This is a genomic window from Claveliimonas bilis (assembly GCF_030296775.1).
GTDB classification, from domain to species: Bacteria; Bacillota; Clostridia; order Lachnospirales; family Lachnospiraceae; genus Claveliimonas; species Claveliimonas bilis.
On the sequence record NZ_AP027742.1, the window covers coordinates 2,084,636 to 2,108,709 of the forward strand.

Here is a 24,074-nt window from a genome sequence, read left to right on the forward strand (position 1 = left end):
CTTTTATCTGTTGTGATATTTTATATTCTCTCCTCTGTCTGAGCGTCAAACAGATGGATCTTGTCCTTTCGGAAGTTGAAGTGCACTCTGTCTCCTTTGCGGATGGGAGTGTCTGCCGCTGTTCTGACTGCCACAGTTCCCCCATCGTGATCGAAATACAGATATGTCTCCGAGCCCAGCATCTCATAGACACGGACCTTGCTTTCTACTCCCTCGTCCGCGATCAGCATATCCTCCGGGCGCACGCCGATAATGACGTCCTTCCCAAGCTCGCTTTTTTTCTTTACCCGGTCAGCCATGTCCGGGGGCAGCTCGATCTGCATACCCGCTGTGCTGACATAGACCTTCTCATAGCGCATCTGGCATCTGCCTCTGAAGAAATTCATGGGCGGCATGCCGATAAATCCTGCCACGAACACATTGGCCGGTTCATTGTACAGCATTTCCGGGGAGGCGATCTGCTGGATCTCGCCGGCTTTCATAACCACGATCTTTGTCCCCAGCGTCATGGCCTCTGTCTGGTCATGGGTCACGTAGATAAATGTACTGTTCAGTTCCCTGTACAGCTTCTGAATCTCCCTCCTCATCTGGGTCCTGAGCTTGGCGTCCAGGTTGGACAAAGGCTCATCCATGAGAAAGGCCTTCGGCTGCCGCACGATGGCGCGCCCCATGGCCACTCTCTGCTTCTGTCCGCCGGAAAGCTCTGCCGGCTTTCTGTCCAGCACCGCTTCCAGTCCCAGGATCTTTGCCACTTCCTCCACTTTCTGTCTGCGTTCTTTTTTCGGCACATGCTTCAGCCTCAGGCTGTATGCCATATTCTCCGCCACTGTCATATGTGGATAGAGAGCATAATTCTGGAATACCATGGCTATATCCCTGTCGCAGGACTGTACATCATTCATCTTCTTCCCATCGATCACAAGAGTGCCGTCGGAGATCTTCTCCAGACCGGCAATCATGCGCAGGGTGGTGGATTTTCCACACCCGGAAGGTCCTACAAAGACCACGAAATCCCTGTCCTGTATATCCAGGGTAAAATTCTTTACCGCGGTAACTCCATCATCAAATTTTTTATAAACATGGTTTAACTGAATTTCAGCCACAGCTATTCCTCCTTGTCATCCGTGTCTGATCTGTTTTATTTATTCCATCCGCTCCAGAAGCTGCGGCAGCTCCTGGATGGAATTCAGAATATAGTCCGCCTCGCCCCGGAAGTCTTCCTCGCTGCTGACGCCGCTTAAGACTCCAATGGCAATGCCGCCGTTGTTCTTTGCAAACACAACATCATTGTAAGTGTCTCCCACCACGGCGATCTCCTCCGGTTTCAGATGAAATTTGTTCTGAAACTCCAGGAACATATCCGCCTCCGGCTTGGGTTTTCGGATACCGTCATCGGCTCCTACATAGTCAAATTCCTGGTATGTGCCCAGCTTTTTCAGACAGCTCTCTGCCGAGTACAGGGTGTCAGCCGTGGCAAGTCCCACGCAGATCCCTTTTCCTTTCAGATCCCGCATGACCTGTCCGATATCTGTCAGCTCTCTGTAGCTGATGTCTCCGCTGGTGACACTCCCGTTAAAGAGCCGCTCCAGCTGCTCCTGAACCCTGCCGGTATCCAGGACAATGCCTTTTTCTTCCAGCGCCCGGCAGATATCTTCCGCGATCTCCTGGTAGGACTTGTAGGCAAGCGCACCTTTAGGATCCACTTTCCCGTCTTCCACGCCCATGGCCCGCAGCACATAATCGGTCATCTGCGCGTTGTCGTCCAGGTTGTTTTCTCGTAAAAACGCCGGAGTCACTTCCAGAGCCGCCTTAAGCCACAGGGAGAAAAAATCCACCAGGGTTCCATCTTTGTCAAATAAAATTCCTCTGATCATATTTATGGTTCATCCATCATCTTATTTATTTCGCCGAATGTGCGATATCTGGATATCTTCTGTCCCTTGAACACAGGGTTCATGTAACCAAGAAGCTGCTTTTTGCTGCTGCGGATCTCCAGACGTATCCACTGCCACTGCCTTTCTTCCAGGTCTGTCTCCGCCAGGACTTCCCAGGCGCCATTTCCCAGTTCTTTTACTTCCAGCTTCTCAAAGCTGCCGTTTTTCACAAGGGAGATCTCCGGCTGTTCAGAAAGCCCCTCCACGACAGCCTGTATGGTGACTGTCCTGGCTTCCTCCGGAAGTTCGTCCCCGGGCAGGAATGTTTCTCCTGCCGCATGGATCACCGGCGTCATTTTACAGAACCGGGTCACACACATATGTCCCGCCTTCACGGCTGTCATCAGATTTTCCGGTGACAGATCGCCGCAGCAGACCCATGTAGCCGGATCGCCGGGGATAGACGGAAGATCCGCCCCCTCGTAGCGCTCCTCCACCAGATTGTGTGAGTCGCTGCCTCCCACACCGTAGATCCTGTGTCCGTCCTGCCACAGCGCGTCCAGAAAGCGCACCGCCTTCTCGTTGGAGTCCGGAGCGTCTGTGTACGTGGGATCATTGATGATCTCCAGGCAGTCTATGTCGCGCAGATCCGTCTGTTCATAGAGCCATTTCCAGATGGTGAGGAAAGGATGATTGATGCTTGTGATCCAGTGATTTCTTCTGGCCTCCTGTATGGTCTCCTCCATATAGGTATCCACGATCTCCTCCCCATTGTGGGCCACGATGTCCATGATGCGCTCCGGCATCTTTGTGATACCAAACAGGTTCATGTGCCCTTTGTCCGTCGTCACTTCTATGCCGGGAAGGATACACAGGGATGTATTGCACCATCCTGTGTGCATCAGGTTGTGCTCTGTCGGCACGTAGAAATCCATCTCCATATCCTGTGCCTTCTTCATGGCTCTTTCCAGGGACTCCTTGCCGTCAGACAGCCTTGTATGGGTGTGGAAATCACCCTTGTACCACTGCTTTTTCGTTCCACATATTCTGTCCCAGCGGTACTTCTCCGGCGAGATAGCCAGCCCGTCATCCACCCAGCAGGTATCCATCGGATCTGAGACAGCGCCCTTTTCATCGGACACTGTCATGGTGATCTGTCCTTCTCTTTCCCCCAGTCTCTGGTTCAGATATTCTGTGAAAATACCAAGTCCTACCTGCCATGTGCCCGCCTGGATCCTGCCGGGCACGCCTCCGATTGTGGTATCCTCCGGTCCTGCCCCGATGCCCAGGTTCTGTTCTCCCCAGGCAAGCTGCTTCTGCAGCCGGACGCGGCCGTCTGGATCTTCCACAATGATAAAGCTCATGTACCGGAACTCATCCGGAAGATCCACCTGGATATACAGGTTTTCTGTATCACAGGGAACCTGTACCGGTTCCCTGTGCAGATTGTCCGCTTTGCGGCTGATGGTAAATGTCAGTGTCTCTTTCATTTTATAACGCGTCCAGCGCCTCCTGTGCTGTTTCCTGTGCTGCGTCCAGCGCCTCCTGTGCCGGAACATTCTCCAGCTCTACCTGGTCTGCCGCGATCTTCAGTGCGTCAAGGATCTTGCCTCCCGTCGGGTCTACAAGGGCTGATGTGCCGTGCATGGACTGCTGCAGAGGTACAAGTGCATGGGGGTTCTCATCTGTGTAGGCTTTGAAATCCGGCACTTCCTGTGTGGACTCACGCACTGCCACGTATCCTGTAGCCATGGACCATTTTGCCTGGTTCTCCGGTGTTGTGAAGTATTTCATAAATTCATACACGCCCTGCTTCTCTTCATCAGAGGATCCCTCCAGCATAACAAGCTGCAGTGCGTCTGCTGTAGGTGCGGACGGATTGTCGCCAAATCCCGGCTGCTCGATGGCTCCCACAATGCTGAAGTCAAGGTCTGCCTGGTCTCCTGAGGATCCTGTGTATCCGCCGGCCTTGTTCTGAAGCACATCGTCAATGGTTGTATACCAGTACTCCCATCCCTGTCCACCGGAATGTACTTTCATGATCTGGTCATCGTGGATCCACTGACGGAAGCTCTCCCACACATCTACCCACTCTGGTGAGTTGATCAGACATGTCTCCCCGTCCTCGCTGATCAGGGAAGCGCCGTTGCTTAAGGCAGCATCCACCAGGTTTGCGTAGCCCCACATAGGCTCCCAACCGATGACAGAGCCGTCGTCTGTAGTGATCTTCTCTGCTGCTGCCTCAAGATCTTGCCATGTCTTGATGGTGGTTGGGTCAATGCCTGCGTCTGAAAAGATCTGTTTGTTGTAGTACAGTACCTGTGTGGTTCCATATGCCGGAAGGGCAAACAGCTTTCCGTCTGCATCCACGCCCTGCTCATAGAAAACTTCAATGTAGTCGTCTTTGTCAAACTCATCATCAGCCTCTACATACTCGTTAATATCTGCCACAAGGTTCTTTTCGGAAAGGTTTCTGGACTTGTCTGTGTCAAGAAGTGCCATGTCCGGCGCGTTCTTTCCTGCAATACCTGCCTGAAGTTTCTCATATGTCTCTGTGTAGTCTGCCTGGGTTGTAGTCGCTACCTCGTACTGATCCTGTGAGGCATTGAAATCATCCACGATCTCCTGGAATACATTTACAGCCGTCTTTCCTCCGGAATACCACAGATCGATCTGGATCTTTCCGTCTGCTGTGGTAGTTGTCTCAGAAGCGGAGCTACCGCCGCAGCCAGCCAGAAGAGAGGTTGCCATTGCGCATAATAAAAGTGCTGATACAATTCTTTTTTTCATGTCATTTCTCCTTTTTTGTTCAATTCCTTTTTTACTTTTCCTTTATTCAGTTAAAAATAATCTATGTAAGAGGGACTAGCCCTTCATACCCGTATCTCCGCCGATGCCGTTGATAAACCATTTCTGGGTAAAGGCAAAGAGGATCAGAAGCGGCAGGACGATGATGGCGCTTCCCGCCATAACAAGGGGCCACTCGGTTCCGTAGGCGCCTCCTTCGATAAAGAACTTTCTAAGTCCCTGGGACACCAGCATTTTCTCGTCTGTGTCCGTGATAAGGGACGGCCACATGTAGTTGTTGTAACAGGTGATAAAATTCATAAGTCCCATGGTGATAAAAGAGGACTTTGTCATGGGGCACACCACTCTCCAGAGGATCTGCCAGTGGCTTGCCCCGTCTATCCTGGCCGCCTCGATCATTCCCGCAGGCACCTGCATGAAGGCCTGTCTGAGAAGGAAGATGCCGAATATGCTGACACATCCCGAGATAATAAGGCCTGTGTATGTATTCAGAAGTCCCCAGTTGGCCAGAATGATGTAGCTGGGAATATAGGTGGCTGCCGTGGGCAGCATGTACGTTCCCATGATAATGGCAAACAGAACTTTCTTACCCTTAAAGTTCATAAACACGATGGCATAGGCGATCATGGCCCCTGTGACAATCTGTATCAGCAGTGTAAATGCAGATACATACAAGCTGTTTGCCACGTATTTCAGAAGCGGGGAGTTAAAGATGACTTCATAAAAATTCTGCCACTGAAATTCTGCCGGGAAGAAGGCAGACACATCCATAACTTCCGCCTTTGTCTTCAGTGCACTCAGCACCATCCAGATGAAAGGGAACACTGTAAATACGCAGAACACAAGAAGTATGATGATTTTTCCTGTCTTTTGAATTCCTGTTTTTATCTTCATATTTTTTCCTCTTTTCTAATAGTGAACCCATTTTTTGGATGCTGTGAACTGTATGGTTGACAGGAACACCGTCAGAATGATCATGACGATAGCCACCGCTGTAGCCTGTCCCATATTAAATTCCTCAAATCCAAGCTGATAGTACATATACAGCAGCGTCCTTGTGCTTCCCGACGGGCCGCCCTGGGTCAGGATCTGTATCTGATCATAGGCCTGCAGGGAACTGACCATTGTAATGATCACCAGGAAAAATGTGGTGGGGGAGATACACGGCAGCGTCACATCCCGGAATCTCTGCCAGCTCTTCGCCCCGTCAAGGCCGCTTGCCTCGTACAGCTCTCCCGGAACTTTCTCCAGAGCCGACAGGTAGAAGATCATAGCGTATCCCAGGCTCTTCCAGACAGTCACAATGATCACCGCCAGCATGGCTGTCTCGGAACTTTTTATCCACTGCAGTGCCGGAAGATGCAGAAATTCCAGCACTGCGTTTGCAATTCCGGTGTCCGGATCATAGATCCAGGTCCACACAATGGAAATTGCCACTGTAGGCGTGATCCACGGGGAAAACAGAATGAACTTCACGATCCCGCTTCCTTTGAACGCCTTCTGCATCAGCAGCGCCAGGAGCAGTCCCAGTACGATGGTGGGAACCAGGGTTCCCACAGTAAATACAAGTGTATTCCACAGTGCATCGTAGAAACGGTCGTCCTTAAAAAGCGCTATAAAGTTGTCAAGAAATACAAAATTGTATGTTGGCGACATGTAATCCCAGTCTGTAAAACTGATGTAGACTGACCGAAGTATCGGGTAAATCCAGAACACGATCAGCGGGATCAGTGCAGGCAGGACAAACAGCCACACACTTCCCACCTTTCGGAAATTAATCCTTTTTTTCATAACTCATTTCCTTTCTGTTTATAATTCCATAGATCACAAGCATTGTAACCGCCGTTGCGGGCAGTGAGATCCATATGCCGGACATCCCCACAGCCACCGGAAGCAGAAACAGATACGCCGGCGAGACGATCAGACTTTCTGCAAACGTGAGGATCACGGCCAGCTTCGTCTTCAGCACTGCATTCAGATAGGACAGATTGAATTTGACAAAGCCTGTCACAAGAAAGGCAAGTGCGCTGATCCGCATGCCGGTTTCAAAAAATACAACCGCCTCATCCGAAAGCCCGAACCACCGGGCCAGGTGCGGCGTACAGATAAACACTGCTGCCATGGTGATGACTCCCAGCACACCGGCTCCGGCTCTTGCTGTCTTTCTGACCTGTGCCAGCTCCGCAGGCTTTCCTGCTCCGTTGTAGTAGCTGAGCAGCGGCTGCACGCCGTCTCCTATGCCGGTGAGAAGGTACTGTACCGGAAACACAATATAGGAGATCACTGCATAGCAGGCTACCGCCGCGTTTCCACCGTACCGCAGGCACTGCCAGTTGGTGAAGATCAGAGCCACCGTGGGAGCCAGGGATACGCCGAAAGCCGTGACGCCGCTGCGGCAGATCCCTGCGGCCAGCTTTCCCTCCAGAGCCGGACGGGCTTTCTCTTTGTAAGCCTTAAGAAGAACCGCCACGCTGATGACGAGGACCACAAGCTGGGCTGTCACCGTGCCCCAGGCCGCACCCCGTATCCCCATTCCCATTGGAAACATCAGATAATAGTTGACTCCGATATTGACCGCAAATCCGGTCACCATGCTGATCATGGCCGCGAAGGACAGGTTCATGTTCCGCAGGATGGGAGTGATACCGGTACCGCATACCTGGAGCACGCCTCCCGCGATAATGATGCCTGTGTACTTCTGTGCCTCTTCCAGCACCTCACCTTCCGCCCCTAAGATCTGAAGAAGAGGATCTCTCACAAGAAAGAGGAAAAGTGACAGGAGAATACCAGCCAGGACAAGAAGGGTCGCTGTGGTATTGAACATTCTCCTGCAGCCTTCCCGGTCCCCTTTCCCCATCATATTGGAATAGAGGACGCTTCCGCCTGTTCCGATCCCGACTCCCAGCGCAGTGATCACTGCCGGTATCGGCCAGGCGATATTGATCGCCGCAAGTCCGATGTCCCCCGCCGCTTTTCCCACAAACAGTCCGTCCACCACACTGTACATGCCTGACATCGTGAATGCGATCATGGTCGGGAGCGCCTGTTTTAAAATTCGTCTGAACATGGATTTCTTATTCCTTTCTCCTGCGTCCTTTCGGACACAACCCGGATTATAAACAATGATTTTTAAAAAATCTTCAAAGAAATGTAAAGTCTGCGTTAAGTCATTTTCTGCGGGAGAGCATAAAAAAAGGACCTCCCGGAGCAACGCTCCGAAAAATCCTTTTCCCCATTTTATTCTTCTTTATGATGCATATCCTGCTCGAACTCCTTCGTGGACTGTATCAGCATCCTGTCAAACCGTTCCGGATCGCTGAGCATGATCGCCCCGCACAGGGCGTCCACAAAAGCCATCTGAGAGATCCTGGATGAGATCCATCTGCTGATCTCCGAAAAATGGATCGTGGGCGTAATGAAAATGTAATCCGCGATCCGTGCCAGCTCTGACGTCTGGCCGCCTGTCACAGCCACCGTCACTGCCCCCGCCTGCTTAGCCGCCGCCAGGGAATCTATGACAGCCTGGGTTTCTCCGGATATGGAGAAACCGATGGCCACGTCCTTTTTCCCCAGATGCCCGGCGCTGACTTTCTGAAAGAACAGATCCGAGTAATTCCGGCTGGTAAGTCCCAGATGAAGCATCCGCCCCGAAAGTTCAGCCGCCGCGTTGGCCGAGTTGTCTGTCCCGTATACATCGATGATCTTGGCCTTTTTAATGACTCTGACCACCTCTTCCATCTGTCTGAGATCCAGATGTTTTGCCATATCGGATATCATGGTCAGATCATCCCGTATAATCTGAAAGACTGCCTCGTACTTCTTATTTTCACGCTTCTGCCCGGTCTGCTCACCGGACAGTTCCTGCTGCCCCTTCTCCTGCCACACAGTCTTCTGAAAGGCCGACCAGCTTTCATACCCTGCTGCCTGCAGCATGCGGATAATGGTGGCCTGCCCCACGCCGGCCCTCTCTGCCAGTTCCCGCACAGTTATGTTCCCGGCCGCCTCCGGATTTTCCAGAAGCAGATCTGCCGCTTTTTTCTGGTTCCGGCTCAGCATGGCATAGCAGAGCCTCAGTTCAGTCTCCCACATATCTGTCACTCCCTTGTCCGGAACATTGCTCCGTTTTTTTGACTTTTTTCAATGTCTTAATTTTAGCATTGTCGGCCGGACAAGGGTGTAGAAAATTTACAATTTTACAAAGATTTAACCTCACATTCGTGTTCTGTGTGCAGCAGCATATGTGCTTTATGTGACATAGGCTGCCCCATATACTCGTCATAGAGCTTCAGAATATCCGGGTTCTCGTGTGAGAAGCGCACCTTGTAATCCCGGTCCAGGCGATAGAGCTGCTTCCCTCTTTCAAATGCCAGCTCCTGTCCGTCGTGGATCGGCTGTCCGCCGCCGCCCACGCAGCCGCCGGGACATGCCATGACTTCCACAAAGTCATACTGCACTTCCCCTTTTTCCATTCTGTCAAGAAGGGTTCTGGTATTTCCAAGGCCGCTGACTACTGCCGTGCGTACTTTGATCCCATTGATGGTAACCTGGTTCCGCTTTACGGCAGTGACAGGATCTTATTCGCGGACATCCAGTACAGAAGCCCTCGTCATCATCCGTTGGCTCTTCATCTTCCATCATCTCTTCAAGAGGACAGTCTTCTTTATCATCGCAGTATTCACAGTTCCCGTCACACCCTTGGATCCCTTCCAGCATCGCAAGAATAGATAACGTCTCTTCTGCTATCTGATCAAACTTTTCGGCAGACATTACGATCAGATCGCCTTTAGCACGTTCTATCTTCAGAATACCATCCTCATCGATGTTATTTAAGACATTTGCTATTGTCGTAAAATTCTTTAGAAATTTCTTTTCAGTTGTTGTAATCATACAATTCTCCTTTCGGCAGATAATATCTGTTTCATATGAATATGGTAGATGACTACCTGGAACGAGAAAAAGACGCCCGAAGGCGCCTTTCCCTGTTATGCAACTTTTTTTAATTTTCCATTTTCGATGGTATATACAGAGTCTGATAAATACTCTTCTGGTGAAACTTCTGTCATGTTAACATCCTTAACCATGGCTTTACATATTTCGGGCGACACTTTATCTTTAAAATATGGGGGCAGAATTAAAAGTTCAAAAACGGAAGCTGGTAAAATCAAAAAACCATCTGGGAATAACTTATTTAGCTTTTTCTGTATTTTTGGAGAAAAAATTGCTCCGGCAGTATGAAAATTCCCATGAGAAAATAAGACAAGAAACATTCTTTCTGACGAACCATCAATATTCTTCTCAAAATAATTTTCATCCAGATTTCTCATTGCCAAATCAAAGGGTGAATGTAATCCCACGTTGTTAAGCTCTTCTGAAGCATATGCCGCCTCAAATACCTGCTCTTCTGTCACATTCCATAATTTTAGAATAGTCTTAGTCACTTTAAAGCTCATACTATCATTCAGTACAACAACTGGATAAAAAATGAGGTCTTCCTCTCGCCGTATGATGATATGATGAGACTTCAGCATTTCTTCATATGACTCATTCATAACACCGATAGTAAGCTTATCTTTTATTTCATTAAATGACGTAGGAAGATGAATTTCATCAAGCGGACATGCTCCACGGATTTTTCCGATCATAGTCAGAATTTCATTTATTACCTTATCACAATCTGTTTCGTAACTGTTCGGATAATAGATTGCAGATGCATTTTCTCGAAAGGTAACTGAAATTCCAGTACACTCTCCTCCATTCTTCGCTGCCGTGACTATCTCCGCCTTAAGGTTCGGATAGTTTCTTTTAAGATACTGTACTACCTCGTTTAAATTGATCATCGTTACTTCCTCCTCTTATTATTTATTACAAAAGAAATTGGGAAAATACAGTAAATGAAATTGAATATAAATACGAAAAACACTGTAATTCAATGTTAGAATTGATAGCAACAAAAAAAAGACACCCAAAGGCATCTTTTTTTCACCCTATAATCCTTTATTATACATAATCAGTCATATATGCTTTCCTCCTCTTTATTATTTTACATGGTGAGTATGCACAATAAGGTTATAAAAGGACTTTAAAAAAAAATAAACATCCCCCATTATTACGGCGATGTCATATACGCAAATACAGTTATGTCACTTTTTGGTTACCTGAATGGTTACTTTTTGTTATGAATAAAAAAAATCCCTTGATTTCAAGGGATTTTCCAACTGCGGAAGATGGGACTTGAACCCACACGATCGCATTGATCACAAGATCCTTAGTCTTGCTCGTCTGCCAGTTCCGACACTTCCGCATGACATCTGCTGTCCGAAAATTATAATACTACATCACTCTTCGAATGTCAACAGTTTTTATTAAATTTTTTATATTTCATATAATATATATATTTTCAGAAATCCTTTGAAAATTTCCGCCCTGTCAGGCGGAAACCTTCAGGAACTTCCTTTCTTGCCTCTTATTAAGCAATACTCTTCTTTGCAAGCTCTGCCAGTGCTGTAAATCCTTCTTTATCATTTACAGCCATCTCTGCCAGCATCTTTCTGTTCATATCTACGTTTGCAACCTTTAATCCGTGCATAAATTTACTGTAGGAAAGTCCGTTCATTCTTGCAGCAGCGTTGATACGTGCGATCCAGAGCTGACGCATCTGGCGTTTACGCTGTTTTCTTCCTGCGTATGCGGAAGTCAGCGCTCTCATAACAGACTGTTTTGCAACTCTGTACTGTTTGGAACGTGCTCCTCTGTATCCTTTCGCCAGCTTTAAAGTTCTATTGTGTTTCTTCTTAGCGTTCATTCCGCCTTTAATTCTTGCCATGTCTTATTCCTCCTTCAATCTTTCGCCAATCTTACAGATATGGTAATACTTTCTTCATATTCTTTACATTTGTTGCGTCTGTAATTGTAGCCTGTCTAAGATTTCTTTTTCTCTTTGTAGACTTCTTGGTTAAGATATGGCTCTTATAAGCTTTGTTTCTTTTCAGCTTTCCTGTACCTGTTTTTTTGAAGCGCTTTGCAGCCGCTCTATTTGTTTTAATTTTTGGCATGATATTTTCCTCCTTAAGATAATTAAATATTTTTAACGTTTTTCAGTTAAAACCATGCTCATGTTTCTTCCTTCCAGTTTCGCCGGCTTTTCCACCACCGCTGTATCTGCAAGCAGTTCTGCAAAATCATCCAGAATATGCTTGCTCTGCTGTACGTGAGCCATTTCTCTTCCCCGGAAACGCAGAGTAACTTTGACCTTGTTGCCTTTACTGATAAATTTTCTGGCATTGTTGACTTTTGTATTCAAGTCATTTGTGTCAATGTTCGGTGAAAGACGCACTTCCTTCACTTCAACCGTTTTCTGTTTTTTCTTGGCTTCTTTTTCTTTTCTTGCCAGCTCATATTTGTACTTACCGTAGTCAATGATCTTACATACCGGCGGCTGAGCCTTAGGAGCAATTTTTACCAGATCAAGTTCCGCCTGTTCTGCCAGCTTCATTGCTTCTCTTGCCGACATGATACCCAGCTGTTCTCCATCTTCGCTGATCACACGTACTTCTCTGTCTCTGATCTGTTCATTAATCATTAAATCGCTAATTGTAGTGCACCTCCATCATAAAATAAAAAATAAGTGAATAGCTCAGACTACCCACTTATATCACATAACATGCTCACTCATGTAAGACTGTCAATATCAAACCGATAGTCACCCGATCGTGCTATGGTGAGAGTGGATACTCTGCTTTGTTTTTTGCTTTACGCATTGTCAATATTATCACATTTCTTTTTTCATGTCAACACTTTTTTCTACCTGAAATATCGGGTTTTACTTGCTAAATACTATCTTATTCATTATAATATAACCTGCACACATTTGAAAGGAAAAACAAAAAAATGAGAAAAACAATATCTTATGAGGAGGTTTTTTACAAATGAATAACAGAAGCAGTTTTTCCGGCAAGCTGGGATTTGTACTGGCTGCTGCCGGCTCAGCAGTCGGTCTGGGAAATATATGGCGTTTCCCCTATCTGGCTGCACAGTATGGAGGAGGGACTTTTCTCCTTGTCTACCTTATTATAGCAGTTACCTTTGGTTTTTCACTGATGATCGCCGAAGTGGCAATCGGACGTAAAACCGGTTTGAGTGCGATCGGTGCTTTTAAAGCTCTGGACTCCCGTTTTGGATTCCTGGGACTTTTAGCTTCCCTTGTTCCAATTATTATCCTTCCGTATTATTCTGTGATCGGCGGATGGGTCATTAAATATTTTGCCGTATTTCTGACCGGAGGAGGCGCCGCTACTGCAGCCGATGATTACTTTACCGGTTTTGTAGGCAGTGTTTTCCAGCCTTTAGGATGGTTCCTGCTCTTCCTTGGCGCTACTGCAGTCATTGTTCTGCTTGGTGTAGAAAAAGGAATTGAAAAAGTAAGTAAATTTATGATGCCGATTTTGGTAGTGCTTGCCATTGGTATTTCCATTTACTGTCTCACCTTAGACGGAGCTATGGATGGTCTGGCATACTACGTACAGCCTCACATGTCTGATTTCTCTGTCAAGACTGTACTTGCCGCTATGGGACAGCTTTTCTATTCCATGTCTCTTGCTATGGGTATCATGGTAACTTACGGTTCTTATATGCGTAAAGATACGAACCTTGAAAGTTCTGTACGCCAGATTGAAATATTTGATACTGTGATTGCTTTCCTGGCAGGCCTTATGATCATTCCGGCCGTATTTGTTTTCTCCGGCGGAGATCCGAAAATCCTGCAGAGCGGTCCCAGCCTGATGTTTGTCATTCTGCCTAAGGTTTTTGAGAGCATGTCCTTCGGCGGAGTTGTAGGAGCTGCATTTTTCCTTCTTGTTATTTTTGCAGCCCTGACTTCTTCCATCTCTTTGATGGAAACAATTGTGTCCATTTTCCAGGATAAATTTCACTGGACCAGAAAAAGTTCCTGTATCTTTGTGACTGTAATGAGCATTGTACTTGGAGCGCCGTCCTCTCTTGGATTTGGCCCTCTCTCCTTTATCAGCTGGGCAAATATGACAATCCTTGACATTATGGATTTTGTCAGCAACAGTGTGCTTATGCCGATCGTTGCCTTTTTCACCGCAATCTTTGCCGGTTTCATTATCAAGCCGAAGAGTATTTCAGATGAAGTGCGCTTAACGAATGGAAAATTTGCAGGGGAAAAATTGTTTACCGTGATGATCAAATGGATCACCCCTGTATTTTTGATATTGATCCTTGGAAGCTCTGTTGCCAATGCAATGGGATGGTTTAAACTTTAATTCATCCATATCACGGAAAGGCGGTATGACCACATGTCTATAGAAAACGTAAAAGCACATTTCAGGAAATGGGATATGGAAAACCGTGTCCTGGAATTTCCCGTATCCAGCGCCACTGTCACAGAGGCCGCCCTGGCCCTGCATACAGATGAGCAGCGAATTGCAAAAACTCTTTCCTTCATGGTGGATGAGCAGCCGATTCTTATCGTCACTGCCGGAGATGCCCGTGTTGATAACAAGAAATACAAAAGCACTTTTCACAAAAAGGCATCTATGTTAAAACCCGATCAGGTGCTTGATCTGATCGGCCACCCGGTCGGCGGCGTATGCCCTTTTGGAATCAAAGACGGGGGCAGCGTCTACTTGGATGTATCGCTAAAGCGTTTTGAGACAGTATTTCCTGCCTGCGGCAGCGCCAACAGCGCCATTGAACTGACTATCCCGGAGCTGGAAAAATATTCCGGTTTTAAAGCCTGGGTAGATGTCTGCAAAGAATAGCGTCGGTGTACAAGGGGCAGCACGGTCGGCGAAGGGTAAACAAAAAACCGTCTGCGGTATGGATATGACAGGCTGATAAAACAGCTTCTGTCCGCAGACGGTTCTCTATTTTATTATTTTTTTATTCCACGATCCAGGATTCTATCTCTTCCGCGCCGGCATATTTTTCCAGATACTCTTTTCCCTTCTCCAACACCTTTTTAAGATCTCCGTTCTCGGAAAAGCAGTAGACCAAAGTCAGTACTTCCTGCGCTTCCTCTGTGATCATTGCTCTCTCGGAATCACTGGTAGAGCTTCCGATCGCCCCTTCTTCATCTGCCAGAACAGGAAGCGCCTCTATATTTATTTCGTTTTTCCCGATTCCCTTGTAGGTTTCTCCGGGAAGTCCTATCCGAAACGTCAGTTCCTCACCTATTTTATCCGCATCATAGGACCCTGCAGAAAACCCGGATTCAATGGATATCAGATTATTCACATCTACCACTGTATTGACCTCGTAAAGCCCTTTTCCCTGTCCGATCCGGCGGATCAGCGCTTCTGACGACACTCTGTATCGGCTTGGATCCTTTCCGAATGCTTTATAGGCCGCTCTGGATTCTTTGATACCCGGAATCTCATTTATTCCATAATCAAAAATCTCATCTTTTACTTTTTTTAAAATATCCTTTTTAAGATATTCCCACATCTGCTCATTCTTTTTTTCTACTTTGACATGGTACTGCAGACAGCCAACCTTTGTTGCCGGCCATTTCTCTTTCATATTTGGGTCAATGGTCAGATTTTTTTTCATGAGTTCTACCTCTTATCTTTCGTTTCCCATACAGAATACCGCCACTACGCCCGGACCGGTATGGCTTCCGATCACAGTTCCGATATTATTGATCAGAATATTGTCTATTCCCATTTTCTGGCGTACCAAAGAAGCTACATATTCTGCATCTTCGATACAATCTCCATGGGTAATCATGATAATATCATTATCCCATCCTTCTGCCTGTTTCACAGCCATATCCACAATCTTATTGAGAGCTTTCTTTCTTCCTCTCTCTTTTCCGATAACCTGAAGGGCGCCGTTATTATCCATGTGGATGATGGGCTTGATCTGCACCATAGTTCCAAGGACTGCCGTAGCTTTGGAAACTCTTCCGCCTCTGTGAAGATGATTCAGGTCATCCACTGTTACATTATGGCAGATATGGAGCTTATTTTCCTCTACCCACTTTGCAGTTTCTTCCAATGTCTTTCCGCTTTCCTTCTGCTTTAGCGTCTTATAAAGCAGAAGCGCTTCGCCCAGACAAGCGCAGAGCGTATCGATCACAATAACTTTTGATCCCGGATATTCCTCCATCAGCTCTTCCGCCGCAATTTTCATGCTGTTGCATGTTCCGCTTAAAGCAGAGGAAAAGGCGAGGTGGAGCACATCCTTCCCTTCTTTTACAAAGCCTTCCAGAGCCTCTTTTGCTTCCTCCGGATTCACCTGTGAAGTAACAGCCATTTTCCCTTCTCTGAGTTTCTGAAAAAACTCTTTTGAAGAAAGTCCATCCATATCCTCATAAGTCTGTCCGTCTATTGTATATCGAAGAGGAACAACCGGAACATTTCTCTCTGCCAGCCATTCCTTCGGCAAATCTACCGTACTGTTTACTGTGATCACGTAATCTCTCATTCTTACGACCTCCTAAATCCCGTTTTCATAATCATACCACCTTTTCCACTATTAGGCAAAATTTTTTTCGGAATGCTGTTTCGGAGATCCCTTCACGGTGCCTTTTGAATATTGGCGTCCCTTTTTCTAATTCAATTTCACACGAAGAAAATTTCTTCCTGTAAAAGTCTTGTTAAAACATATCATACAAAGAATAGTCACCGTTCCCAGAGCAAATCCGCCCCAGTTAAACAGAGCTGTTAAAACCAGCAGAATAAGGCGCATAAATTTCAGGGCATAGCCCAGCTCAAAATTAGGCTGGGTATAGTTAGCCACCGCCACGAATGCCATATACAGCATAACTTCCGAGTTAAACCATCCGGACTGTACTGAAAATTCTCCCATAACAATACCTGCAATGACACTTAGAGGTGTACTTAACATACTGGGCGTATTCAATGCTGCCAGACGAAGCCCGTCTATGGCAACCTCTAATATCAAAAGCTGAAACACAAGGGGGATATTGACTGTATCCCTCAGGGCTACAAAATGAAAAACCTCCGGCAGCCAGTTCAGATTCTGCATAAATAAAAGGAATACCGGCGTAAAAAAAACAGTCAGAAATGTGATGATCCCCCGTGAGATTTTTAAGTAAAGCTGTGTGATCAACGGGAAATAGTAATCATTTGCCTCTTCGATGATATCAAGAACAGACGTTGGCAGGATCATGGCAGAAGGTGAATTGTCCACCAAAAGAACGATTTTCCCCTCCAGCAGACAGGCGGCGGCTGTATCCGGACGTTCTGTATATTTAAATTTCGGCATCGGATTGAGTAATTTTCCTCGGAACAGCTGCTCTGTCAGTGTCTGCTGGTTCATACGGAGATCTTTTGTGTGAATATTTTTCAACTCATCTATCAGGCGTGAAAGAAGCTGCTTATCTACCCGGTCAGTCATATAGCAGACTGCCACGTCTGTTCGGGAACTTTCTCCGATATCCAGCATCTGCATCACAAGGTGAGGATCCCGGATCCTCCTCCTCATCAGCGCTGTATTAAATACGATTGTTTCTACAAAGCCATCCCTGGATCCCCGAAGAGATTTATCCTTTTCCGGTTCCCCCACATTTCTGGCCGGGTAAGTTCTGCAGTCGATCACAATACATGCTTCATAGCCGTCAATAAAAAGACAGGTAGTTCCTGACAGAAGATTTCGGAACACCTGATCAAATTCTCCTATGATATCAACTTCTACATAAGGCACATGCTGTTTTACAAATCCTGTGGCACTTGCAGGCATATTCTCCTTCGTCACTCCAAGAAAGGAATCCATAATCTTCAGCATCGCCTCGTCTTTCATAAATCCGTCAATAAAGAAAAAGGCAGCTTCCCTTCCTCCAATCATAAGATCTCGTTGTATCAGATCAAAACTGTCCTGAATCGGCAGGATCTGATTCATATATGCGACATTCTCCTTTACTGAGGCAGTCACAATTCTTGTATCCGGCATAATCTTATTTCCTCCATATCCTTATACGATATGTTTAATTTGCCCTGATCTGCCGGAAATATGCAAAAAGAGACAGGGTAATTTTCACCCTGCCTCCTTTTAACTTCTATTTCCCGGTTGTACTGCCGAACCCTCCGTTTCGCACCGCATCTGCGTCATCGTCGACTGTAATGCCGTATTCTACAAAAATCCCCTGCATAAATCCTGTCCCGGCCGCTATTTCAATGGTTTTCCCTTCGTTTGTATCATTTGTGATCTTGGAAAAAATATGGCCTTCATTATCAGAGTAAAAATAATCACTGTCTATGATCCCAACGGTATTATTCAACTGAAGCCGGTATTTAAAACCAAGTCCGCTTCTCGGATAGCATTTCAGCACCCAGTTCTCTTCCATTTCCACGCGGATCCCGGTAGGAATCTTTACAGTTTCACCCGGTGCGATCGTCAGAGAAACGGGTGCAAAAAAATCATAACCCGCTGATCCTGATGTCGCTCTCTTCGGAAGCTTTATTTCCTCATATATTTCGCGGATCTTCTCCTTATCTGTCTCACCAAACGTATCCTTCCATCCTTCTGTAAACTGTTCCAGGCTTACTTTATGAAATTTAGCAATTCTCTTAATCATGTAAAACAATTTCTCCTATCTGCAGTGTTTTTGGCACATCGATCACCATCTGATTTGCGCTCCCTTTCCAGTGAAGGGTATTGTCCTTTTTCTCTTCCTGAAATTCTCCATCTACAAGAACATCCAGATACTTTGCAATCTCCAGATCCTTTACTTCCTTCCAGAGACTTCCTGTATAAAGCCAGATTGTTTTGTTCGGATATTTTTCCCGTATCTCTTTTGCCAGCGCAGTGACCTGCCGGACATTCGCTTCATGAAGAGGATCTCCGCCGGAAAATGTAATGCCGCTTACATAGTCCTTATCAAGTTCATCGAAAATCTCCTGCTTTGCCTCCTCGTCAAAAGGAAGTCCTCCTTCCGGATCCCATGTAATGGGATTATGGCAGCCCGGACAGCCATGAGCACATCCTGCCACCCATAATACTACCCTAAGTCCGTCCCCATTGAGCATATCGTCTTTCGTAATATTATGATATCTCATTCCTACATACTTTTCCTTTCTGCAATTTCGGCCATTTTCGCCTCATTCAGTCTGGTATCTCCCTTCACTCTGGAATAGGAAAGGTAACCGTTCATACGGTCGATCTTCGTCAGATTTTTACTGCCGCATACCGGACATACATCCATAGAAAGCTCCTCATGTCCGCAATCATCACAGTAAGCAAGGGAAAGGTTGACTCCCTCGTAGTATCCTTTTGCCATAGCGCGCCGCACCAAGGATTTGATCGCTTCTTTATTATAATTAACCGGATATTTCACATACTGGATCTTTCCGCCGTTGCTTAAATCCCAGAATCTTCCCTCCAGGTCCTGTTTCTGAATGGGAGTAATATCCTCGCTGACATGGCAATGGAAACTGTTGCTCACATACTCTCTGTCCGACACGTTTTCAATGATCCCATACTTCTTGCGGAACTGTTGCACCTGAACGCCGCACAGATTTTCTGCCGGAGTTCCGTAAATGGCATAGAGCCTTCCATCTTCCTTTTTAAATTCTGCAATCTTCTCATTAATATAGCGAAGTGTCTCCAGGGCAAACTCTCCGTCCTCTACCAGAGACTTCTTATTATGAAGCTGCTGAAGTTCATTCAGAGCCGTAATCCCAAAGGATGCTGTAGCAGACTTCAAAAGAGGTTTGATCTTATCGTAAAGTCCAAGATGTCCGCCGTAAAATCCTCCTTCACAGTAAGCCAGAGGATTGGTGGATGCTTTCATCTCGCCCAGATAATCATAGGTTCTCAAGTGAAGCTGGCGGATCAGATTCAGATAATAGTCCAGCACCTGATAAAAGTCTTTGCTCTCCTGTTTTGCCTTTGCATAGATCATAGGCAGATGTAGGCTGATCGCTCCGATATTGAACCGTCCCACAAATACCGGCTGATCGTTTTCGTCTGCCGGCTCCATTCCGCCTCTTTCATACCACGGAGACAAAAATGCGCGGCATCCCATAGGACTTATGATCTTTCCATATTTCTTATAAATCCCCGCCACATACCCATCTCCGGTAAGGCTTAGCCAATCCGGGTACATGGTTTTAGCGGAACAGTCGATTCCCGCCTCAAAGACATCTTCCATCGGGCCTCCCGGTCCGTGAAGATTCTCATCATACAGGAAAACGATCTTCGGGAAAAGGACAGGCTTTTTATGTCCTTCCTTCCCCTGTCCGTTCTTCCTGACTTCCAGCATTTTCATTGTCACCAGCTTGCCGTATTTGCTCGGTACTGTTCCGGCTGTCACTGTGATAAAAGGATAGTCTCCCCTGCTGGATGAAACGGAATTAAACTTGTATTCCCATCCCTGGAATCCCTGTTCCATCTCCTTTTCCAGATCTGCCCATGCTACCTTCTGCACAGTTTCTTCATCCAGTCCCAGATCACGGTATTTTCGGATCAGCTTTTTGTGGGATTTCTCTGCAAATGGTTCCAGGATCTCATCTACACTCGGCACAGTAAAACCGCCGTACTGCTGGCTTGCCGCACTTAGAACAATATCGCCGATCACATCAAACGCAGTGTCCAACGTCTTAGGCTCATTATACCAGAGATTTCCCATCTCAAAGCCTCCTGTCAGCACTGATTTCACATCGAAAAGACAGCAGTTCATAGTATCTCTTCTTGCAGACATATCATGGATATAAATATATCCGTCACGGATCGCCTGAATCTCCTCCACTGTCAGGAAAAATTTCTTATAAAGTTCTTTGTTCAGTTCATTAAAGATCAGACTTCTTTTGGTGGACACAAGAGCGCTGTCCGTATTGCTGTTTTCCTTGTCTCCGATGTACATGATAGACTGGCTTTTCTTATATACATCATCCAGCATCTGCACAAAATCCTGCTTGTAGTTACGATAATCGCGATAGCTTTTTGCCACCACCGGGTTCACTTTCTCCAACGCGCCCTCCACCACGTTATGCATTTCCGCAATGGGAATTTCCGTGATGTCCATGTCGTCCACTTTTTCTTCTACAAATTTGCAGATAAACCCCAGTTCTTCATCTGTAAATTTGATAAGGGCACGATAGGCTGACTTATTTACTGCAACCACTACCTTCTGTACATTAAACGCTTCCTTCGTCCCGTCTTTTTTGATTACTTTTACATCTTTTTTTACCATATGATGCCAGTCTCCTCCACTTCGTCGCTCTCTATATTTAGTATCATTCATCTTTTTTATTCACTATATAGTGTATAAATTTGCTTTATTAAGTTTATCACCTGTCCTATGTTCCGTCAACGGTATACGGCCTGAAATTTTTCACAAAAAAAGAACCCTGACGGGTTCTTAATTTTGGATGATTCTCTAGTTGCCGCATTCTATGCTGATTTCGTTAAACTGCTTCAATATTTCATCTACAGACATCGCCTTTTTTTCCTCACCTTTCAGGTCAAGTACAGCCTCGCCCTGATGCATCATCAAAAGACGGTCTCCATACTCTACCGCATAGCGGAGATTGTGAGTTACCATGATCGTAGTCAGTTTCTTCTCTTTTACGATTTTGTCTGTCAGCTCCATGATCAGCTCTGCCGTCTTAGGATCCAGAGCCGCCGTATGTTCATCCAGAATAAGAAATTCTATAGGAGTCATCGTAGACATCAAAAGAGCCATCGCCTGTCTCTGGCCTCCGGACAGCGCTCCCACCTTAATATCCAGCTTATCCTCCAAACCAAGTCCCAGCTGGCTTAAAAGTTCTTTATAATAGGAAATTCTCGCCTTATTGGTCCCCCGTCCGAATCCATACACCTTTCCTTTATTATCCGCCAATGCCATATTCTCCAGAATCGTCATGGAAGGACAGGTCCCCATGGCAGGATTCTGATACACCCTTCCGATCCTTCGGTTTCGTTTGTATTCTTTCTCTTTAGTAATGTCAGAGCCGTTCATAAAAATCTGGCCGGCCTCTACCGGAATGCTTCCGCAGATAATATTCAGCATAGACGTTTTTCCGGAACCGTTGCTCCCGATTACGGAGACAAATTCTCCTTCTTCTATGGACAGGTTAAACCCGTGGAACAGACACATTTCATTGACTGTACCGGGATTATAGTATTTATGAATGTCTTTGAGTTCCAGCATCCGGTTTCACCTTCTTTCTTCTTTCCATACTGATAATCAAAATTACCAGGAATAAAACTGCTGTGATCAATTTCATTGCCTGTGGTTCAAAGTTGCGGATAGCGACAGCCACACAGGCTTTATATATGACAGAGCCGATCAAAACAGCTGTAGTAGCCTTCATAACAGTAAGCTTTTTAAAGATACTTGTTCCGATAATAACACTCGCCAATCCGATCACGATCGCCCCGGTTCCCATTGAAATCTCAAACACTCTCTCCTCCTGGCAGAATGCGCTTCCCGCCAGAGCTACAAGGCCATTGGCGATGGCAAGGCCTACGATTTTCACATTGCCCTGATCCTTGGCCAGAGAAGTTACCAACACATCATTGTCACCCACCGCCCGCAGAAGATAGCCGGACTTTGTTTTCAAATAAAGATCCAGAAGGATCTTGCTGATCGCTGCCAGAACAAGAGCCAGGATCAGCGTTATATAGCTTTGCAGGGCTTCCGGCATGATTCCCTGGATCCAGTCATTTTTAAAGATACTGTCCTGGGAAAACAACGGTACATTGGAAGTTCCCGCTATATACAAATTGATAGTCCAAAGAGCCGTCATCATAATAATTCCCGATAACAAATCTCTTACTTTCCCCTTCACATGGATCAGCCCGGTGCAGACCCCTGCCAAAGCTCCTGCCAGAAAGGCTGCTAAAAGAGAGAGATAAGGATTTATCCCCTTTGTAATAAGAAGAGCGGTCACCGCTCCGCCAAGCGGAAAGCTTCCATCTACCGTAAGATCCGGAAAATCCAGTATCTTGTATGTGATATAAACCCCAAGAGCAAGTATGCCATATATCAACCCCTGCTCAAAAATAGTTACAACAAAATCCATGAATCATGCCTCACCTTCTGTTATTTCCTCTGCAGATACGTCTCTTTATTCCGCCTCTGCCTCAGAGATCGTATCAAAGCTTTCTACTGCTGTTCCTGCCAGCTCCTCCGGTACAGTAATTCCAAGATTTTCCGCTACCTTTGTATTTACGTAAAATCCGGGCTCTGTAATCGTTTCATAAGGAAGTTCTGACGCCTCTGCCTCTCCTTTGAGCACCTTTGCCGCCATCTGTCCTGTCTGCTTTCCAAGCGCAATATAATCCAATCCTTCTGCTGCAAGGCAGCCGATCTTTACCTGCTCGATCTCGCTTCCGAAAATCGGGATTCCCTTTTCATTCGCCTTTTCCAGAATAGTCGGCAGGGACGCAACCACTGTATTGTCTGTCAGATTTGTAATGCAGTCTACCTGGCTTAATAAATCATCTGCCGCAAGAGAAATATCCGCTGTTGCCGTGATCCCTTTTTCCACAATCTCAAAATCGTAATCTCCTGCAAGTTCTTTATATGTTTCCAGCGCTGAAATAGAGTTGGCCTCACTTGTAGTATACATGATGCCGATCTTCTGGCCATCAGGGAGCATAGTCCGGATCATCTCAAGCTGTGCTTTAATCGGCAGTTCGTCAGATGTTCCTGTCACATTTCCTACCGGATTTCCTTCTTCATCTGCAAGTTCTGCCGCCACCGGATCTGTTACTGCTGTATAAATAACCGGAATATCTGTATCCATTGCTGCATTGTATGCGCTCTGAGCAGTAGGCGTTGCAATGGCGCATATCATATCCACCTTGTCAGAAACGAAAGTATCGGATATCTGACTTGCCGTCCCCATATCTGCCGCTGCATTTTTGTAGTCCACCGTAAGATTTTCTCCTTCAACGATTCCTTCCTCTTCCAAGCCCTGTAAGAATCCTTCCCGGCAGTTATCCAAAGAGCCGTGCTCTGCAAACTGTGAAATACCAATGGTATAGCTCTCTTCTCCACTTCCGGAATCTGATGATCCGGAGCTGCCTGCGCATCCTGCCGTCATTGCCATCGTCATTACTGCTGTTAATAATACTGCTACTGTTCTTCTTTTCATTGTTTTGTTCTCCTTTTCCTTTTTGATTCTTTGCTGTTGTTAGGAGAGAAAATCGTGAAATGAACTTCTTCTTCGTGCAAATGCGCATCCCGCCAAGCGTTTTATTTCATGGGGAACGAGGTTTCCTGTCAAATAAAAAACCGCCCCAAACCAAAGGTTTGAGGCGGTAATAAACTTTATTATCGCGGTACCACTCAAATTGACGAAGCGTCCACTTTTCTCATGTACTAACATACACTCCTGATTGATAACGGGTTCGGTTCCCGACAAACCATACTCACCATTCCCGGTTTTCAGGCCGCCCTCG

The 24,074-nt window shown here is 46.3% G+C and carries 24 protein-coding genes, 1 tRNA gene, 1 pseudogene and 1 other annotated feature (1 of these 27 cut by a window edge); of the genes and pseudogenes, 2 read left to right on the forward strand and 24 right to left on the reverse strand.

Going from position 1 to position 24,074, the window contains the following annotated elements; genetic code table 11:
• Window positions 1-20 precede the first annotated feature (20 nt).
• The 15 genes and pseudogenes from R2J37_RS10180 to infC all read right to left on the reverse strand — a co-directional run bounded on the left by R2J37_RS10180 (window position 21) and on the right by infC (window position 12,261).
• Complete coding sequence (locus tag R2J37_RS10180; RefSeq protein ID WP_316264844.1) at window positions 21-1,103, reverse strand: ABC transporter ATP-binding protein; 1,083 nt, start codon at window positions 1,101-1,103, stop codon at window positions 21-23.
• A 39-nt stretch (window positions 1,104-1,142) separates the two neighbouring features.
• Window positions 1,143-1,874 carry an HAD family hydrolase gene (locus R2J37_RS10185; RefSeq protein WP_033126992.1) on the reverse strand — a complete coding sequence of 244 codons (732 nt, stop codon included), beginning with the start codon at window positions 1,872-1,874 and terminating at the stop codon, window positions 1,143-1,145.
• A 2-nt stretch (window positions 1,875-1,876) separates the two neighbouring features.
• Window positions 1,877-3,364: a CehA/McbA family metallohydrolase gene (locus tag R2J37_RS10190; protein WP_316264847.1), complete on the reverse strand. Its 1,488-nt coding sequence runs from the start codon at window positions 3,362-3,364 to the stop codon at window positions 1,877-1,879.
• Between the two features lies 1 nt (window position 3,365).
• A complete protein-coding gene (locus tag R2J37_RS10195) occupies window positions 3,366-4,664 on the reverse strand; it encodes an ABC transporter substrate-binding protein (protein ID WP_256195026.1) in 1,299 nt (432 codons plus the stop codon).
• A gap of 75 nt (window positions 4,665-4,739) precedes the next feature.
• Complete coding sequence (locus tag R2J37_RS10200; protein ID WP_256195025.1) at window positions 4,740-5,576, reverse strand: carbohydrate ABC transporter permease; 837 nt, start codon at window positions 5,574-5,576, stop codon at window positions 4,740-4,742.
• 15 nt (window positions 5,577-5,591) lie between these two features.
• On the reverse strand, window positions 5,592-6,473 hold the full coding sequence (locus tag R2J37_RS10205) for a carbohydrate ABC transporter permease (protein ID WP_256195024.1): 882 nt from the start codon (window positions 6,471-6,473) through the stop codon (window positions 5,592-5,594).
• Window positions 6,457-7,749 (reverse strand): MATE family efflux transporter, encoded by a 1,293-nt coding sequence (locus R2J37_RS10210; protein ID WP_316264849.1) that lies wholly within the window; start codon window positions 7,747-7,749, stop codon window positions 6,457-6,459. Before R2J37_RS10210 ends, R2J37_RS10205 begins: the two co-directional genes overlap by 17 nt.
• Before the next feature lie 170 nt (window positions 7,750-7,919).
• Window positions 7,920-8,771 carry a MurR/RpiR family transcriptional regulator gene (locus R2J37_RS10215; protein WP_256195022.1) on the reverse strand — a complete coding sequence of 284 codons (852 nt, stop codon included), beginning with the start codon at window positions 8,769-8,771 and terminating at the stop codon, window positions 7,920-7,922.
• 104 nt (window positions 8,772-8,875) lie between these two features.
• Window positions 8,876-9,214 (reverse strand): annotated as a pseudogene (locus R2J37_RS10220) (iron hydrogenase small subunit); the annotation flags it as partial.
• Entirely contained in the window at window positions 9,156-9,569 is a 414-nt protein-coding gene (locus R2J37_RS10225; RefSeq protein WP_256195021.1) for a hypothetical protein, read from the reverse strand. The pseudogene R2J37_RS10220 and the gene R2J37_RS10225, both read right to left, overlap by 59 nt.
• Before the next feature lie 95 nt (window positions 9,570-9,664).
• Window positions 9,665-10,519, reverse strand: a complete 855-nt coding sequence (locus R2J37_RS10230; protein WP_316264850.1) for a DUF5688 family protein — start codon at window positions 10,517-10,519, stop codon at window positions 9,665-9,667.
• A 379-nt stretch (window positions 10,520-10,898) separates the two neighbouring features.
• A tRNA-Leu gene (locus tag R2J37_RS10235) sits at window positions 10,899-10,983 on the reverse strand.
• Between the two features lie 165 nt (window positions 10,984-11,148).
• The gene (rplT, locus tag R2J37_RS10240) at window positions 11,149-11,505 is read right to left on the reverse strand and encodes a 50S ribosomal protein L20 (protein WP_230105858.1); all 357 of its coding nucleotides are present in this window, start codon (window positions 11,503-11,505) and stop codon (window positions 11,149-11,151) included.
• Window positions 11,506-11,536: 31 nt separating this feature from the next.
• Entirely contained in the window at window positions 11,537-11,734 is a 198-nt protein-coding gene (gene rpmI / locus R2J37_RS10245; protein WP_004840820.1) for a 50S ribosomal protein L35, read from the reverse strand.
• A gap of 32 nt (window positions 11,735-11,766) precedes the next feature.
• Entirely contained in the window at window positions 11,767-12,261 is a 495-nt protein-coding gene (infC, locus tag R2J37_RS10250; protein WP_230105857.1) for a translation initiation factor IF-3, read from the reverse strand.
• 346 nt (window positions 12,262-12,607) lie between these two features.
• Here infC and R2J37_RS10255 point away from each other — a divergent pair, with 346 nt between their 5' ends.
• Both R2J37_RS10255 and R2J37_RS10260 read left to right on the forward strand, forming a co-directional pair.
• Window positions 12,608-13,963, forward strand: coding sequence for a sodium-dependent transporter (locus R2J37_RS10255; RefSeq protein ID WP_316264860.1), 1,356 nt, complete (start codon window positions 12,608-12,610; stop codon window positions 13,961-13,963).
• Window positions 13,964-13,996: 33 nt separating this feature from the next.
• Window positions 13,997-14,461 (forward strand): YbaK/EbsC family protein, encoded by a 465-nt coding sequence (locus tag R2J37_RS10260; RefSeq protein ID WP_316264862.1) that lies wholly within the window; start codon window positions 13,997-13,999, stop codon window positions 14,459-14,461.
• Between the two features lie 121 nt (window positions 14,462-14,582).
• On the opposite strand, the gene R2J37_RS10265 is transcribed toward R2J37_RS10260, so the two are convergent.
• From R2J37_RS10265 to R2J37_RS10305, 9 genes are all read right to left on the reverse strand, one after another.
• A complete protein-coding gene (locus R2J37_RS10265) occupies window positions 14,583-15,251 on the reverse strand; it encodes a B3/B4 domain-containing protein (protein ID WP_230105854.1) in 669 nt (222 codons plus the stop codon).
• A 12-nt stretch (window positions 15,252-15,263) separates the two neighbouring features.
• A complete protein-coding gene (locus tag R2J37_RS10270) occupies window positions 15,264-16,127 on the reverse strand; it encodes a DegV family protein (RefSeq protein WP_230105853.1) in 864 nt (287 codons plus the stop codon).
• A 126-nt stretch (window positions 16,128-16,253) separates the two neighbouring features.
• Window positions 16,254-17,615: a spore germination protein gene (locus R2J37_RS10275; protein ID WP_316264865.1), complete on the reverse strand. Its 1,362-nt coding sequence runs from the start codon at window positions 17,613-17,615 to the stop codon at window positions 16,254-16,256.
• A gap of 106 nt (window positions 17,616-17,721) precedes the next feature.
• The gene (locus R2J37_RS10280; RefSeq protein WP_316267026.1) at window positions 17,722-18,237 is read right to left on the reverse strand and encodes a dCTP deaminase/dUTPase family protein; all 516 of its coding nucleotides are present in this window, start codon (window positions 18,235-18,237) and stop codon (window positions 17,722-17,724) included.
• A complete protein-coding gene (gene nrdG, locus R2J37_RS10285; RefSeq protein WP_230105851.1) occupies window positions 18,233-18,721 on the reverse strand; it encodes an anaerobic ribonucleoside-triphosphate reductase activating protein in 489 nt (162 codons plus the stop codon). The genes R2J37_RS10280 and nrdG overlap by 5 nt, the downstream gene beginning before the upstream one ends.
• 2 nt (window positions 18,722-18,723) lie before the next feature.
• Window positions 18,724-20,856 carry an anaerobic ribonucleoside-triphosphate reductase gene (nrdD, locus tag R2J37_RS10290; RefSeq protein ID WP_230105850.1) on the reverse strand — a complete coding sequence of 711 codons (2,133 nt, stop codon included), beginning with the start codon at window positions 20,854-20,856 and terminating at the stop codon, window positions 18,724-18,726.
• Window positions 20,857-21,042: 186 nt separating this feature from the next.
• Window positions 21,043-21,816: an ABC transporter ATP-binding protein gene (locus R2J37_RS10295; protein WP_230105849.1), complete on the reverse strand. Its 774-nt coding sequence runs from the start codon at window positions 21,814-21,816 to the stop codon at window positions 21,043-21,045.
• Window positions 21,791-22,690, reverse strand: a complete 900-nt coding sequence (locus tag R2J37_RS10300) for an ABC transporter permease (RefSeq protein ID WP_256195013.1) — start codon at window positions 22,688-22,690, stop codon at window positions 21,791-21,793. Before R2J37_RS10300 ends, R2J37_RS10295 begins: the two co-directional genes overlap by 26 nt.
• Before the next feature lie 45 nt (window positions 22,691-22,735).
• Window positions 22,736-23,767, reverse strand: a complete 1,032-nt coding sequence (locus tag R2J37_RS10305) for an ABC transporter substrate-binding protein (protein ID WP_316264868.1) — start codon at window positions 23,765-23,767, stop codon at window positions 22,736-22,738.
• Between the two features lie 156 nt (window positions 23,768-23,923).
• Window positions 23,924-24,074: a binding site (T-box leader), on the reverse strand (it continues 99 nt past the right edge of the window).

Excerpts from the sequence above, each read along its gene's own strand:
- nrdD (WP_230105850.1), bottom strand. The coding sequence starts at position 20,856 with ATGGTAAAAAAAGATGTAAAAGTAATCAAAAAAGACGGGACGAAGGAA.
- R2J37_RS10225 (WP_256195021.1), bottom strand. The coding sequence starts at position 9,569 with ATGATTACAACAACTGAAAAGAAATTTCTAAAGAATTTTACGACAATA.
- R2J37_RS10195 (WP_256195026.1), bottom strand. The coding sequence starts at position 4,664 with ATGAAAAAAAGAATTGTATCAGCACTTTTATTATGCGCAATGGCAACC.
- rpmI (WP_004840820.1), bottom strand. The coding sequence starts at position 11,734 with ATGCCAAAAATTAAAACAAATAGAGCGGCTGCAAAGCGCTTCAAAAAA.
- R2J37_RS10270 (WP_230105853.1), bottom strand. The coding sequence starts at position 16,127 with ATGAGAGATTACGTGATCACAGTAAACAGTACGGTAGATTTGCCGAAG.
- nrdG (WP_230105851.1), bottom strand. The coding sequence starts at position 18,721 with ATGAGATATCATAATATTACGAAAGACGATATGCTCAATGGGGACGGA.
- R2J37_RS10200 (WP_256195025.1), bottom strand. The coding sequence starts at position 5,576 with ATGAAGATAAAAACAGGAATTCAAAAGACAGGAAAAATCATCATACTT.
- R2J37_RS10300 (WP_256195013.1), bottom strand. The coding sequence starts at position 22,690 with ATGGATTTTGTTGTAACTATTTTTGAGCAGGGGTTGATATATGGCATA.
- R2J37_RS10230 (WP_316264850.1), bottom strand. The coding sequence starts at position 10,519 with ATGATCAATTTAAACGAGGTAGTACAGTATCTTAAAAGAAACTATCCG.
- R2J37_RS10260 (WP_316264862.1), top strand. The coding sequence starts at position 13,997 with ATGTCTATAGAAAACGTAAAAGCACATTTCAGGAAATGGGATATGGAA.
- R2J37_RS10205 (WP_256195024.1), bottom strand. The coding sequence starts at position 6,473 with ATGAAAAAAAGGATTAATTTCCGAAAGGTGGGAAGTGTGTGGCTGTTT.
- R2J37_RS10275 (WP_316264865.1), bottom strand. The coding sequence starts at position 17,615 with ATGCCGGATACAAGAATTGTGACTGCCTCAGTAAAGGAGAATGTCGCA.
- infC (WP_230105857.1), bottom strand. The coding sequence starts at position 12,261 with ATGATTAATGAACAGATCAGAGACAGAGAAGTACGTGTGATCAGCGAA.
- R2J37_RS10190 (WP_316264847.1), bottom strand. The coding sequence starts at position 3,364 with ATGAAAGAGACACTGACATTTACCATCAGCCGCAAAGCGGACAATCTG.
- R2J37_RS10255 (WP_316264860.1), top strand. The coding sequence starts at position 12,608 with ATGAATAACAGAAGCAGTTTTTCCGGCAAGCTGGGATTTGTACTGGCT.
- R2J37_RS10295 (WP_230105849.1), bottom strand. The coding sequence starts at position 21,816 with ATGCTGGAACTCAAAGACATTCATAAATACTATAATCCCGGTACAGTC.
- R2J37_RS10215 (WP_256195022.1), bottom strand. The coding sequence starts at position 8,771 with ATGTGGGAGACTGAACTGAGGCTCTGCTATGCCATGCTGAGCCGGAAC.
- R2J37_RS10265 (WP_230105854.1), bottom strand. The coding sequence starts at position 15,251 with ATGAAAAAAAATCTGACCATTGACCCAAATATGAAAGAGAAATGGCCG.
- rplT (WP_230105858.1), bottom strand. The coding sequence starts at position 11,505 with ATGGCAAGAATTAAAGGCGGAATGAACGCTAAGAAGAAACACAATAGA.
- R2J37_RS10305 (WP_316264868.1), bottom strand. The coding sequence starts at position 23,767 with ATGAAAAGAAGAACAGTAGCAGTATTATTAACAGCAGTAATGACGATG.
- R2J37_RS10210 (WP_316264849.1), bottom strand. The coding sequence starts at position 7,749 with ATGTTCAGACGAATTTTAAAACAGGCGCTCCCGACCATGATCGCATTC.
- R2J37_RS10185 (WP_033126992.1), bottom strand. The coding sequence starts at position 1,874 with ATGATCAGAGGAATTTTATTTGACAAAGATGGAACCCTGGTGGATTTT.